Origin of the sequence: Cellulomonas endophytica (assembly GCF_004123805.1) — a bacterium.
GTDB lineage: Bacteria > Actinomycetota > Actinomycetes > Actinomycetales > Cellulomonadaceae > Cellulomonas > Cellulomonas endophytica.
Genome location: NZ_RWJX01000011.1, coordinates 17,850 through 31,387 on the forward strand (window position 1 = coordinate 17,850; position 13,538 = coordinate 31,387).

At 75.3% G+C, this 13,538-nt stretch carries 11 protein-coding genes; 8 read left to right on the forward strand and 3 right to left on the reverse strand.

What is annotated here, in order from left to right; genetic code table 11:
• The first annotated feature begins 87 nt into the window (after positions 1-87).
• The 7 genes from EJA20_RS05290 (at position 88) to EJA20_RS05320 (ending at position 10,663) form a co-directional block, all read left to right on the forward strand.
• Entirely contained in the window at positions 88-885 is a 798-nt protein-coding gene (locus EJA20_RS05290) for a transglutaminase-like domain-containing protein (protein WP_129337120.1), read from the forward strand.
• Positions 886-962: 77 nt separating this feature from the next.
• Positions 963-2,066, forward strand: a complete 1,104-nt coding sequence (locus EJA20_RS05295) for a carboxylate-amine ligase (RefSeq protein WP_129337147.1) — start codon at positions 963-965, stop codon at positions 2,064-2,066.
• 241 nt (positions 2,067-2,307) lie between these two features.
• Positions 2,308-4,548: a glycogen debranching protein GlgX gene (gene glgX / locus EJA20_RS05300; RefSeq protein WP_129337121.1), complete on the forward strand. Its 2,241-nt coding sequence runs from the start codon at positions 2,308-2,310 to the stop codon at positions 4,546-4,548.
• Positions 4,545-7,076: a malto-oligosyltrehalose synthase gene (gene treY, locus EJA20_RS05305; RefSeq protein WP_129337122.1), complete on the forward strand. Its 2,532-nt coding sequence runs from the start codon at positions 4,545-4,547 to the stop codon at positions 7,074-7,076. Before glgX ends, treY begins: the two co-directional genes overlap by 4 nt.
• A gap of 3 nt (positions 7,077-7,079) precedes the next feature.
• Positions 7,080-8,951: a malto-oligosyltrehalose trehalohydrolase gene (gene treZ / locus EJA20_RS05310; protein ID WP_129337123.1), complete on the forward strand. Its 1,872-nt coding sequence runs from the start codon at positions 7,080-7,082 to the stop codon at positions 8,949-8,951.
• Between the two features lie 22 nt (positions 8,952-8,973).
• Complete coding sequence (locus tag EJA20_RS05315) at positions 8,974-9,471, forward strand: tetratricopeptide repeat protein (RefSeq protein WP_240675071.1); 498 nt, start codon at positions 8,974-8,976, stop codon at positions 9,469-9,471.
• A gap of 562 nt (positions 9,472-10,033) precedes the next feature.
• Positions 10,034-10,663 (forward strand): maleylpyruvate isomerase family mycothiol-dependent enzyme, encoded by a 630-nt coding sequence (locus EJA20_RS05320; RefSeq protein WP_129337124.1) that lies wholly within the window; start codon positions 10,034-10,036, stop codon positions 10,661-10,663.
• A 76-nt stretch (positions 10,664-10,739) separates the two neighbouring features.
• On the opposite strand, the gene EJA20_RS05325 is transcribed toward EJA20_RS05320, so the two are convergent.
• From EJA20_RS05325 to EJA20_RS05335, 3 genes are all read right to left on the reverse strand, one after another.
• The gene (locus EJA20_RS05325) at positions 10,740-11,534 is read right to left on the reverse strand and encodes an SRPBCC family protein (protein WP_129337125.1); all 795 of its coding nucleotides are present in this window, start codon (positions 11,532-11,534) and stop codon (positions 10,740-10,742) included.
• Positions 11,531-12,109 (reverse strand): ArsR/SmtB family transcription factor, encoded by a 579-nt coding sequence (locus EJA20_RS05330; protein ID WP_129337126.1) that lies wholly within the window; start codon positions 12,107-12,109, stop codon positions 11,531-11,533. The genes EJA20_RS05325 and EJA20_RS05330 overlap by 4 nt, the downstream gene beginning before the upstream one ends.
• A gap of 314 nt (positions 12,110-12,423) precedes the next feature.
• Positions 12,424-12,924: a VanZ family protein gene (locus tag EJA20_RS05335; protein WP_129337127.1), complete on the reverse strand. Its 501-nt coding sequence runs from the start codon at positions 12,922-12,924 to the stop codon at positions 12,424-12,426.
• A gap of 107 nt (positions 12,925-13,031) precedes the next feature.
• Between EJA20_RS05335 and EJA20_RS05340 the strand changes: the two genes are divergently transcribed.
• Positions 13,032-13,523 (forward strand): GNAT family N-acetyltransferase, encoded by a 492-nt coding sequence (locus EJA20_RS05340; protein ID WP_129337128.1) that lies wholly within the window; start codon positions 13,032-13,034, stop codon positions 13,521-13,523.
• Positions 13,524-13,538 lie beyond the last annotated feature (15 nt).

Sequence of the window (13,538 nt, forward strand, 5' to 3'; positions counted from 1 at the left end):
GACCGCCCGCACCGCGTGTCGAGCGCCACAGGGGCCGGGACCGCGGTGGGCCGACCGGCGGGGTCCCGGGCGGGCAGACTCGCGGCCATGCGGCGTGACGTGCAGGCCCACATGACCCTCGACGTGCAGCGCGCGTCCACGCTCGTCCTGGAGGTCGCGGTCGCCGACGAGCCGGGCTGGACGCTCGAGGAGCACTGGGACGTGACCCTCGACGGCCGCCCGATCGAGCCCCGGGAGCTGCGGGTGGAGCACGGGACCCGCTGGCACGTCCTCGACGCGGAGCCCGGCGCCCTGCGGATCGACTACCGCGCCACGGTCACGGGCCGCTCGGGGCCGGCACCCGTCGCCGAGGCCGACCTGCTGCGCTACCGCCGGCCCAGCCGCTACTCCGAGTCCGACACGCTCGGCCCGACCGCCCGCGCGCAGTTCGCGGGCCTCGTCGGCGCGGACCTGCTCGCCGCCGTGAGCTCCTGGGTGGGCACGCAGCTGTCCTACGTGCCCGGCTCGAGCGGCCCGACGGACGGGGCGGTGTCCACCCTTCTGGCCCGGCAGGGCGTGTGCCGCGACTACGCGCACCTCGTCGTGGCGCTGCTGCGCGCCCTGGACGTGCCGGCGCGGCTCGTGGCGGTGTACGCGCCCGGGCTGGACCCCATGGACTTCCACGCGGTCGCCGAGGCGTACGTCGACGACGCGTGGCGGGTCGTGGACGCGACCACCCTCGCCCCGCGGTCGACGCTGGTGCGGATCGCCACGGGCCGCGACGCCTCCGACACCGCCTTCCTGTCGGTGCACCACGGCGTGGCGGTGCTGGGCGAGCTGTCGGTGACGGCGGTGGCGGACGTCCTGCCCGACGACGACGTGCGCACCCTCGTCGCCCTCGGGTGACGCCGCCGGGGGGCGCCGACCCGCGCGCCGCGGTCGCCCGCCGCCCGGGCCCCGGTCCACACTGTGCCGTGCGCACCATGGGGGTCGAGGAGGAGTTCCTGCTGGTCACGCCCGGCGGCAGGCCGCGGGCGGTGGCCGGGGCGGTGCTGGCGGGCGAGCGCGCCGCGGCCGCGGCCGGCGACCCGGACGCCGCGACCGACCCCGACCGGCCCGGCGGCGACCTGGAGAAGGAGTTCACCCAGGAGCAGCTCGAGACCTCGACGCCGCCGTGCACGGAGGTGGGGGCCCTCCTCGACGCCCTGCGCACGGGCCGCGCGCACGCCGACGACGCCGCCCGCCGCGCCGGCGCCCGGGTCGTCGCGCTCGCCACCGCCCCGCAGCTCGTCCAGGCCACGGTCGTCCCCGAGCCGCGCGCCCTGCGCATCGGCGAGGTGTTCGGGCGGACGGCCGCCGACCAGCTCACCTGCGGCTGCCACGTGCACGTGGGCGTCGACGACGACGAGGAGGGCGTCCGCGTCGTCGACCACCTGCGGCGGTGGAACGCGGTGCTTCTCGCCCTGTCGACGAACAGCCCCTTCTACCAGGGCCAGGACTCGGGCTACCAGAGCTACCGCTCGCAGGTGTGGGGGCGCTGGCCCACCGCCGGCCCCACCGCGCCCTTCGGCGACGCCGAGGGCTACCGACGCGCCACGCAGGCGTTGCTCGACTCCGGCACGATCCTCGACGCGGGGATGGTCTACTTCGACGCCCGCCTCTCGGCCCGCTACCCCACCGTCGAGGTGCGGGTCGCCGACGTCTGCCTCGACGCGCGGGACGCCGCCCTGCTCGGGGCGCTCGTCCGGGCCCTGGCGGACACCGCGGTGACGGCGGACCCCGACCCGGACCCGCCGCGGGCCGAGCTGCTGCGGGTGGCCGGCTGGCAGGCCGCGCACGCCGGGCTGCGCGGGGACCTCGTCGACCCGCTGTCGGGCCTGCCGGCGCCGGCGGCGGACGTCGTCGGGCGGCTCCGGGAGCACGTGGCGCCCGCCCTGCGCGCCACCGGCGACCTCGCCTGGGTCGACGAGCGGCTCGCCGCGCTCCTCGCCGGGGGCACGGGCGCCGACGAGCAGCGGCGCTGGCGCGAGGAGGGGGCCGACGACGACGAGGTGGTCCGTCGCGCGCTGGGGCGCACCCGGGCCTGACCCGCCGGCCCCTCCCCGGGCCGGCGGCCGCCCGGGCACGACCGGGCCCGTCCGGGCGCGACCCGAGGACGTGATGCTGCCCACGTCGGGCGTCGGCGCGTCCCGTCGGCCGACCTCCCCGGACGGCACCTGACCTGCGGCTCTCCCCCTCCGGCGCGCCCCGCCGCCGGCGTGTGGTACTCCCTCCGGCACCACCCCCGCTCCGCGCGCCGAGCGCGGCGCTCGCTGGCATGGTGTGCGCATGCAGATCTGGCCCGGACGTCCCTACCCGCTGGGTGCCACCTACGACGGCAGCGGCACCAACTTCGCGCTCTTCTCCGGCGTGGCCGAGCGCGTGGAGCTCTGCCTCATCTCCGCCGACGGGACCGAGGAGCGGGTCGACCTGCGCGAGGTCGACGGGTTCGTCTGGCACGGCTTCCTGCCCTCGGTCCAGCCGGGCCAGCGCTACGGCTTCCGCGTGCACGGTCCGTACGACCCGACGCAGGGCCACCGCTGCGACCCGAGCAAGCTCCTCCTCGACCCCTACGCCAAGGCCGTCACGGGCCAGATCGACGGCGACCCGTCGCTGTACTCGTACCAGTTCGGCAACCCGGACGAGCGGAACACGGACGACTCGGCCTCCCACACGATGCACTCCGTCGTCGTGAACCCCTACTTCGACTGGGGCCACGACCGTCCGCCGCAGCACGAGTACCACGAGTCCGTCATCTACGAGGCGCACGTCAAGGGCCTGACGAAGCTGCACCCGGCGGTCCCCGAGGAGCTGCGCGGCACGTACGCCGGCCTGGCGCACCCCGCGATCATCGAGCACCTGACCAACCTCGGCGTGACGGCCATCGAGCTCATGCCGGTGCACCAGTTCGTCAACGACCCCCACCTCGTCGAGAAGGGGCTGTCGAACTACTGGGGCTACAACACCATCGGCTTCTTCGCGCCCCACAACTCCTACGCGGCCTACGGCACGGACGGCCAGCAGGTCCAGGAGTTCAAGAGCATGGTCAAGGCCCTGCACGAGGCGAACATCGAGGTCATCCTCGACGTGGTCTACAACCACACCGCCGAGGGCAACCACATGGGTCCCACGCTCGGCTTCCGCGGCATCGACAACGCCAGCTACTACCGGCTCGTCGACGAGGACCAGCGCCACTACTTCGACACCACCGGCACGGGCAACTCGCTGCTCATGCGGTCCCCGCACGTCCTGCAGATGATCATGGACTCGCTGCGCTACTGGGTGCAGGACATGCACGTCGACGGCTTCCGGTTCGACCTCGCCGCGACGCTGGCCCGCCAGTTCCACGAGGTCGACCGCCTCTCGGCGTTCTTCGACATCGTGCAGCAGGACCCGACGATCTCCCAGGTCAAGCTCATCGCCGAGCCCTGGGACCTCGGCGACGGCGGCTACCAGGTCGGCGGCTTCCCGCCCCTGTGGTCGGAGTGGAACGGCAAGTACCGCGACTCCATGCGCGACTTCTGGCGCGGCGAGCCCTCGACCCTCGGCGAGTTCGCCAGCCGCCTGTCGGGCTCCTCGGACCTGTACGAGCACACGGGCCGCCGGCCCATCGCGTCGGTGAACTTCGTCATCGCGCACGACGGCTTCACGCTCAACGACCTCGTCTCGTACAACGAGAAGCACAACGAGGCGAACGGCGAGGGCGGCAACGACGGGGAGAGCCACAACCGCTCCTGGAACAGCGGCGTGGAGGGCCCCACGGACGACCCCGAGGTGCTCGCGCTCCGGGCCCGCCAGCGCAAGAACTTCCTGGCGACGCTCCTGCTCTCCCAGGGCGTGCCGATGATCGCCCACGGGGACGAGCTGGGCCGCACCCAGCAGGGCAACAACAACGTGTACTGCCAGGACAGCGAGCTCGCCTGGGTGAACTGGGACCTCGACGAGGGCAACACGGACCTGCTCGCGTTCACGCAGCGGATCGTCGCGCTGCGCCGCAAGCACCCCGTGCTGCGCCGCCGCCGCTTCTTCGCCGGCGCGCCCGAGCACGGCGGCGAGTCGGACCTCAAGGACATCGCCTGGCTGAACCCTTCGGGCGAGCACATGTCCGACGAGGACTGGAGCGCCGGCCTGGCGCGGTCCGTCAGCGTCTTCCTCAACGGCGACGCGATCGTCGAGCCCGACGGCCGCGGCCAGGAGATCCACGACGACAGCTTCCTCCTGCTCTTCAACGCGAATCCCGAGTCCGTCGACTTCACGCTGCCGCCCGCCGAGTACGGGCCCCGGTGGACGGCGCTGGAGGACACCGACACGGCCATCGCGGCCGGCGACGTGCTCGACGCGGGGTCCACGGTGACGATCACGGGCCGCTCCCTCGTGCTCCTCACCCGTCCCCCGGTGACCACCGCCCCGAGCGCCTCGGGCACCGGTGCGGTCGCGGAGCAGGTGTCGGAGGCGGCGCAGGCGGTGCAGGCCGCGTCCACCACCGGCACGAAGCCCGCCCGCTCGCGCAAGAAGCCCGCGGCTCGATGAGCGACGAGCGCACCGTGCCGGCGCGGCGTCTCGTCGCGCCGGGGCGGCCCGTCCCCGTCTCCACCTACCGGCTCCAGCTCGGTGCGGACCTCACGTTCGACGACGTCGCCACCCGGGTGCCGTACCTGGCCGACCTCGGCGTGACGCACCTGTACCTGTCGCCGATCCTGCAGGCGGCCCCGGGCTCGACGCACGGCTACGACGTCGTCGACCACGACGTGGTCTCCCCCGTCCTGGGCGGCGAGGACGGCCTGCGCCGGCTCTCCTCCGCGGCGAAGGCGGCCGGGCTGTCGATGGTCCTCGACATCGTCCCCAACCACATGGCCGTGCCGACCCCCGCCTGGCACAACCGCCAGCTGTGGTCCGTGCTGCGGCTCGGCCCGGAGTCCCCCTTCGCGTCGTGGTTCGACGTCGACTGGTCGGCGGGCGACGGCGCGGTGCTCATGCCCGTGCTCGGCGACCGCATCGGCGCCGTGCTCGCCCGCGGCGAGCTCGAGCTGTCCACGGAGGACGTGCCCGGCGAGGGCGAGCTGCCCGTGCTGCGCTACCACGACCACGTCTTCCCCGTCCGGGCCGGCACGGAGGCTCTCCCCCTGGCCCAGCTCGTCGAGGCGCAGCACTACCGCCTCGCGTACTGGAAGGTCGCCGACGAGGAGCTCAACTACCGGCGCTTCTTCGACGTCGGGACGCTCGTCGCGATCCGCGTGGAGGACCCCGAGGTCTTCGACGCCACCCACCGGCTCGTGCTCGACCTCATCGCGGACGGCACGATCGACGGCCTGCGCATCGACCACCCGGACGGCCTCGCCGACCCGGCGGGCTACCTGACCCGCCTGCGCGAGGCCTCGGGCGGCGCCTGGGTGTCGGTGGAGAAGATCCTCGCCGGCGACGAGGAGCTGCCCGCCGACTGGGAGACCGTCGGGACCACCGGCTACGACGCGATGTGGCGCATCCAGCAGACGTTCGTCGACCCGGGCGGCGCCGCGCCGCTGGGCTCGCTCATGCACCGGATCACCGGGGACACCTCCGACGCGCTGCCCGTCCTCACGGAGGCGGCCAAGCGGGAGATCATCGACGGCGCCCTCTACGCCGAGGTGCACCGGCTGACGTCGCTCGCGGCGAGCATCTGCGCCGACGACCTGCGGCTGCGCGACCACACCTGGCGCGCGCTCGAGGACTGCCTCATCGAGCTGCTCGTCGCCTTCGACCGCTACCGCGCCTACGTCGTCCCGGGCGAGACCGTGCACCGCGACTCCGTCGAGGCGATGGAGGAGGCGGCCGCGATCGCCCGCCGCCGTCTCGGCCCCGACCGCGCCGAGACGATGGACGTCGTCGTCGACCTGCTGCTCGGCCGCGAGGTCGGCTCCGCGGGTCGCACCCGCGGCGCGCGGCGCGACGAGCTCATCGTCCGGTTCCAGCAGACCTGCGGCGCCGTCACCGCCAAGGGCGTGGAGGACACGACCTTCTACCGCTGGACGCACCTCGTCGCGCTCTGCGAGGTCGGCGGCGAGCCCGAGCGCTTCGCGCTGACGCCGACGGAGCTGCTCGCGTGGGCGACGAAGGCCCAGGCGCTGCACCCCCTGGCGATGACGACGGGCTCGACCCACGACACGAAGCGCAGCGAGGACACCCGTGCGCGCCTCGGCGTCCTGTCGGAGCTGCCGACGGAGTGGGCGTCCCTCGTCGAGGGGCTGCGCGCCGCCACGGCGCCCTACCGGTCGGCCATCATCGACGGCCGCACGGAGTACATCGTGTGGCAGACGCTCGCCGGCACCTGGGGCCCCGAGGGTCCGATCGCGACCGACCGGCTCACGGACTACCTCACGAAGGCGCTCCGCGAGGCCAAGAGCCGCACCACGTGGACCGCCCCCGACGAGGCCTTCGAGCGCGCCGTGCTCGAGCTCGTCACGCGCGCCGTCGCCGACGAGCGCGTCACCGAGCTGTTCGAGGCCTGGGTGCAGCGCACCGCGCCGGCCGTCCGGGCCGCCACGCTCGGCACGAAGCTCGTGCAGCTCACGCTGCCCGGCGTCGCCGACGTCTACCAGGGCACGGAGGTGACCGCCGTGTCGCTCGTCGACCCGGACAACCGCCGCCCCGTGCACGCGGGCTCGCTGGCCGCCCGGCTCGAGCGGCTCGACGAGGGCGCCGGCCCGCGGGACCTGGACGACGAGAAGCTCCTCGTCACCTCCCGCGCCCTGCGGCTGCGGCGCGACCTGCCCGAGGCCTTCGTCGGCCCGGACGCCGGCTTCGTGCCCCTGGCGCACTCCTCCGGCAACACGATGAGCTACGCGCGCACGGTCGCCGGCGAGCCCCGGGTGGCGGTCGTCGCCACGCGGCTCGCCGCGGCGGTCGACCGCCTCGGCGGCTGGGACGAGCACACCGTCGCCCTGCCCCCCGGCGCCTGGACCGACGTCCTCACCGGCCGACCGGTCGAGGGCGGGGTCGTGCCCGTCGCCCCGCTGCTCGACCGCCTGCCCGTCGCGCTCCTCGTCCGCGCGGACGGCACCACCACCCCGGAGGACCGGTAGACCATGCGCCCCCGTGTCTGGGCCCCCGCCGCCGGGCGGGTCGACCTCGTGCAGCCCGCGTCCGGCCGGACCGACCCGATGCAGCCCGGCGACGGCGGCTGGTGGGTCGCCGGCGAGGACCTCCCCCACGGGACGGACTACGCGTTCGCCCTCGACGGCGGGGACCCCCGGCCGGACCCGCGCAGCGCGTGGCAGCCCGAGGGCGTGCACGGGCCGAGCCGCGTGTTCGAGCCGTCCCGCTTCGACTGGAGCGACGACGGCTGGGACGGGCTCGACGTGCGGGGCCGCATCGTCTACGAGCTGCACGTGGGTACCTTCACGCCCGAGGGCACCTTCACCGCCGCCGCCGAGCGCCTCGACCACCTCGCCGCGCTCGGCGTGGAGGTCGTCGAGCTGATGCCCGTCGCCGCCTTCAACGGCGCCCATGGCTGGGGCTACGACGGCGTCGCGCTCTACGCCGTGCACGCGCCCTACGGCGGCCCCGCCGGGCTGCAGGCCTTCGTCGACGCGGCGCACGCCGCCAGCCTGGCGGTCTGCCTCGACGTGGTGCACAACCACCTGGGCCCGTCCGGCAACTACCTGTCGGAGTTCGGCCCGTACTTCACGGACACGCACCAGACGCCGTGGGGCTCCGCCATCAACCTCGACGCCGAGGGCGCGCACGAGGTCCGCCGCTGGATCCTCGACAGCACGGCCCGGTGGTTCCGCGACTTCCACGTCGACGCGCTGCGCCTCGACGCGGTCCACGCGCTCGTCGACACCTCGGACCGCCACGTCCTGGCCCAGCTGTCCGACGAGACGGCGGACCTGTCCGACCGGCTCGGGCGTCCCCTGTCCCTCGTCGCCGAGGTCGACCTCAACGACCCCGTGTCCGTCACCCCGACGGACGAGGGCGGCTGGGGCATGACCGCGCAGTGGGCGGACGACGTCCACCACGCCCTGCACGCCCTGTTCACGGGCGAGCGGCACGGCTACTACGGCGACTTCGGCGCCCCCGAGACGCTGCGCAAGGCCCTCACGAAGGTCTTCGTCCACGACGGCACCATGTCGACGTTCCGCGGCGAGGAGTGGGGCGCCCCGGTGCCGCCCGAGCTCGACGGCCACCGGTTCGTCGTCTTCGCCTCCGACCACGACCAGGTGGGCAACCGCGCCATCGGCGACCGGCCCTCCGCGCGCCTCACCGACGGCGAGCTCGCGGCCGAGGCGGCCCTGGTGCTCCTGTCCCCCTTCACGCCGATGCTCTTCCAGGGCGAGGAGTGGGGCACCCGCGGCCCGTTCCAGTTCTTCACGGACCACCACGAGCCCGAGCTCGCGGACGCCATCCGCGAGGGGCGCCGGTCCGAGTTCGGCGCGCACGGCTGGTCCGAGCTGTACGGCGGCGACGTCGAGGTGCCGGACCCGCAGGCCGCCCGGACCTTCCAGGACTCGACGCTGGTCTGGTCCGAGCTCGACGAGCCGGCGCACCGCTCCCTGCTGGCCTGGTACACGCGACTGGCGGAGCTGCGGCGCACGGCGCCGTACTTCGCCACCGGCGACCGCTCGCACACGGACCTGCGCTGGCACGAGGTGCCCCGCGAGGGCGGGGCCGCCGCGGCCACCCCGGGCGAGGCGGCGGGACCGGCCGGCGCCGGGGGCGCCACGACGGCGGCCGAGGCCATCACCGCGCTGGTGCCGCCCGCGGAGGGCTTCCACGGCTGGCTCGTGCTGCACCGGGGCCGCGGGCGCGTCGCGATCAACCTCACCACGACGGAGCAGGCGATCCCGCTCGAGCCCGGCGAGGGCCTGGACGTGCTCGCGCTCTTCAGCGGCACGACCGCCGACGTCACCGACGGCGTGCTGCGCCTGGGCGCGAAGAGCGTCGCCGTCCTGGGCTGACGGGTGCGGCAGGATCGCCGTCGTGGCGGACCTGACCGACGAGATCGACGACCTCTACCGCAGCATCGGCGACTCCCCGGACCTGCTGGCGGCCGTGGACCGGGTCCTTCAGGCGCACGGCGCCGGCCCGGCCCGGGCGGCGTTCGAGCGCGCCGGGGCCCGGGACTTCCTCGGGCTCGAGGGCGAGGCGATCCCGCTGTACCGGGAGGCCCTGGACCGCGGGCTCGAGGAGCCCGAACGGCTCCAGTGCGTGGTCCAGCTGGCGTCCTCCCTGCGGAACGAGGGGGACGCCGACGAGGCCGTTGCCCTGCTGCGCCGGGCGCGCACCGGGGCCCCGGCGGAGGGCCGGGACTGGGTCGACGCCTTCCTCGCCCTGTCACTGCAGTCCGCCGGGGAGCCGGCGCAGGCCCTCGCCACCGCACTGCGCGCCCTGGCGCCGCACCTCACCCTGTACGGACGGGCCGTGCGCTCCTACGCCGACGAGCTCGACCCCCCGGCCCGTCCACCCGGCACCGTGTGACTCGGCGCGGGGCGCCGCGGCGCACGACGACGGACCAGACCAGCCCCGTGGCGACGTGCATCGCGGCGAGCGTCTCGGTCCCGTCCGGCTCCCCGACGGTCATGGCGCGCCGGCGAGCCGCCCGACGAGGAGGACCACCAGGTTCACGAGCAGCGCGACGCCGGCGGCCACGCCCGTCGTGCGGAGCACCCGGCCGGCGCCGACGGGCGCGGCGGGGCGGGAGCCGGCGTCTCGTCGGCGGCAGGGACGACAGGCGGGGTCATGGTGGACCTCTCGCGCCCTCGCCGAGGTGCCGACGCCTGCGACGTCACCGGCATCGCCGACCGGCTCGCCCGCGCCGGCCTCGCGGAGCGCGTCGAGGGGCAGGACCGCAGGGTGAAGCTCCTGCGGCTGACGCCGGAGTGGACGGCCCTGCGGACCCAGGTCGCCGAGCGCGTCGCGGCCGGCGCCACGGTCATGTCGAAGCTGGACGCGGGCGAGCGCGTGCAGCTGCGCGCGCTGCTCGACAAGCTGCCGGCCCGAGCAGCGCCCGCGCGGCGGTGCCGGCTGCCAGGATCGGCGCGTGGACGTCTTCGAGGAGATCGCCGACGAGCGACGGGCGCTGGCGCTGCAGCTCGCCGACCTGACCCCGCAGCAGCAGGCGAGCCCGAGCCTGTGCCGCCCGTGGACGGTCCACGACGTCGCCGCGCACCTGGTCATGCCCCTCGAGGTGAGCACCGCGCGGCTCGTGCTGGCGGTGCTCCGGGAGCGCGGGAGGTTCGACCGGGCCAACGTGCGCGTGACCGCCCGGCTCGCACGCCGGCCCTTCACCGAGATCGTCGACGTGCTGCACCGTCGCGCGCACGTCCGCTTCACCCCGCCCGGCGGGGGTCCGGAGGCCCCCCTCCTGGACGTCCTGGTGCACGGATCGGACATCCGCTGGCCGCTGGGGCTGCACCGCGAGGTCCCGGAGCCGCGGCTGGTCACGGCCCTGCGCTTCGTCGGGACGGCGCCCGCGGGGCTCGTGCCCCGGGGGGCGCTCGCCGGCCTGCGTCTGGAGGCCGAGGACGTGGGCTTCGCGCAGGGCCGGGGTCCGGTGGTGCGCGGCCCGGCGCAGGCCCTCCTGCTCGCCGCCACCGGACGGGCGGTGGCGCTGGAGGTCCTGCACGGCCCCGGGGTCGGCACCCTGCGCGCGCGGCTCGCCGCCGCCTGACGGGACCGCGACGAGCGCGCCGTGCGGGGGGACGCCGGTGGCCGACCGCGTCAGCCGACCGCGTCAGCCGACCGCGTCAGCCGACCGGGACCGAGAGGTTCTGCAGCCACTGCCGCCAGGCGGGCTCCTCGCGCCGCACGTGGTCGGCCGCGTCGGGCGAGAACAGGTACGCCCGCACGCCCACCAGGGCACGGTCCTCGGCCTCGCCGAAGGTGAAGGCGGTGAGCATGCCGGGCACGGGCCCCGTCAGACGCACGAGCGCCCGCCGCTCACCGACGCGCTCCACGGTCCCGCTCGTGCCGAGGGCCTCGAAGGCCTCCCCCTCGTCGCCGAGCGGCAGCGCGCCGCGCAGCGCCGACCAGACCGCGTCGGCACCGCCGGGGTGGGACGCGGTGACCTCGAGGGGGGTGGCCTCCTGACCCGCGAAGTGCGCGAGGTAGAGGCGCAGGTTGTCGAAGAACGGCATCCAGTTCGGCGCCATGTCGTCCCAGAACTCCGGCTCCCAGTCGGCGCCGGTGCCGAAGCCGCTGCTGGTCACCCGCACGACGCAGGTGCCGCCCGAGCGCGCCTCGACGACGAACTCCGAGGTCAGCGGGCTCACCGCGTCGGGGTCCTTGCCCATGAGGGCGGCCCAGTCCTCCTCGTAGACGAGGCGGCGGGGCGGGTCCCAGGCGGTGACCCGGCCGTCCGAGCCCATCTCGGGGCCCATGCTGAAGTGCAGGAGGCCGCCCTGGCGCTCCTCGATCCGCGTCGGCAGGAACCACGCGCTCATGCCCTGCGCGGTGGCGATCGCCTGCCAGACCTGTTCGGGGGTGCCCGGGACCTCGACCTCGAACTCCAGGCGGTACGGGACGTCGGGTGCGGTGCTCATGAGGTCTCCTCGGGTACGGGGTGGGCGGCGACGACGAGCCGGTGCGGCCGCCCGTCGTCGTGGTGGTAGCGGGCGGCCAGGTCCAGCACCGCCGCGGTCAGGTCCTCGGCGAAGGCGGCACGGTCGGCGGCTGACCGGAAGCCGATCCGCGTGTCGATGGTCAGCGTCGGGACCCGGACGCCGGACGACCCGGCGCGGCGCACCAGCGTCCCGACCTCGCGCACCAGCCGTCCGGCCAGCGCGACGAGATAGCCGGCCGACAGGCGGTCGGCGGAGGCGTCGGGGTCGGCCGCGGAGGCGCTGAGGGCCGCGGGTGACACGACGTACGACGCCGCCGTCGCCCGGAGCACGCGCTCCGTGATGCCGCCGTGCCGGCGCTCCTCGGACAGCTCCACCAGGCCGTGCGCCTCGAGCGCCTTGAGGTGGTAGTTGACCTTCTGGCGCGGGATCCCGACGCGGGCGGCGAGCCCGGCGGCGGAGGCCGGCACCGCCAGCTCCCCGAGCAGACGGGCCCGTACGGGGTCGAGCGCCGCAGCAGCCGCCTGCGCGTCCTCGATGACCTCGACGTCCTGCATGCCGACCACGGTCCTCCTGACAACAATTGTTGTCAAGGAATGAACAGGCTGACCTCCCTCCCCCACCGCGCGCTCGCGCAGCCCGTCCGGCCGACGACGGTCGGCGCCTCCGCAGGGCGAGGAGGACCAACGAGGGCCCGTCCCGCACGGCCTGCACCGCCTCGGGGTCCCACCCCGGCAAGGACCACGGCCAGTCCTGCCACCAGACCATCCGCGGACGCTAGCCCCGCCGGGCGACCGGCTCCATCGCGTTCCGCCCGGAGGTCGGACCGCACCCTCCGGCACCCGGGCGTCGAGGGACCCGCATCCTCACGTCAGCGGGGTCCGGTCCGATCGGGACCCCGGCGGCGCTGCGCGAGGCGGAGCCCGGCCCGTGCCAGGAGCGCCCCGAGGAGCGCGCCGAGCGTGTTGTGGAGCCAGTCGTTGCTCGAGCAGCTCCGGCCGAGCGCGGGCACGAGCGCCTGGACGGTCTCGATCACCAGCGACGAGCCGCTGGCGGCGAGCACGACGACCACGGGCCGACGCGTCAGCACTCCGGCCAGGAGGACCACCGGGACGAACAGGACGAGGTTCGCCATGGGTTCGACCGCAGCCAGCCGAGGGAGCGACCACTCGACCGTGCAGCCCACGTCGAGGTCGCGGCGCGTGGGGACCAGCGTCAGGAGCGCCACCAGGAGCACCGCCGGCGCGAGCAGCACGCGGCTCACCCGCGGCCTGCCGACGAGCCAGGCACCGACGGCCGGGCCGAGGACGACGAGGCCCACCAGGGCAGCCGTGGTCGTCCACGGGTGCTGGGCGAGGACCGTGGCGAGCACGGACGGGACGGTACCTCGGCCCCTCGCCACCCGGTCCCGACGACCGGAGCAGCCTCTCCCCGGGGCGGACGGCGTCGCGCCCCCGAGGTGATGCCTAGGCTGGCCGGGTGAGGATCCGCGAGGCGACGGACCACGACCTCCCGGTCCTGCGCGACATGCTGCTCGAGGCGTACAACTGGACGGGCGAGCGGCGGTTCACGCCGCAGCAGCTGCTGCGGGACGAGCACGCCGGCCGGTACCTGTCGGGCTGGCGACGGGTCGGCGACTTCGGCTTCGTGGCGCTCGACCCGTCGGCGTCCGACGACGCGGCGCTGGGAGCGGTCTGGGCACGCCCCCTGCCGGCGGCCGCCGCGGGGTACGGCTACGTCGCCGACGACGTGCCCGAGATCAGCATGGCGGTCGTCGCGCACGCGCGCGGGCGCGGCATCGGGGCCGCCCTCCTGTCCGCGTGCCTGGACGGGGGCCGCGCGCGGGGTTGGCGCGCCCTGAGCCTCAGCGTCGAGGACGGGAACACGGCGGCACGGCACCTGTACGAGCGGCACGGGTTCACGCCGGTCGGTCGCACCGGCGGCTCGGACACGCTGGTCGTCGAGCTCTGACGCGTCGGTCCGGCC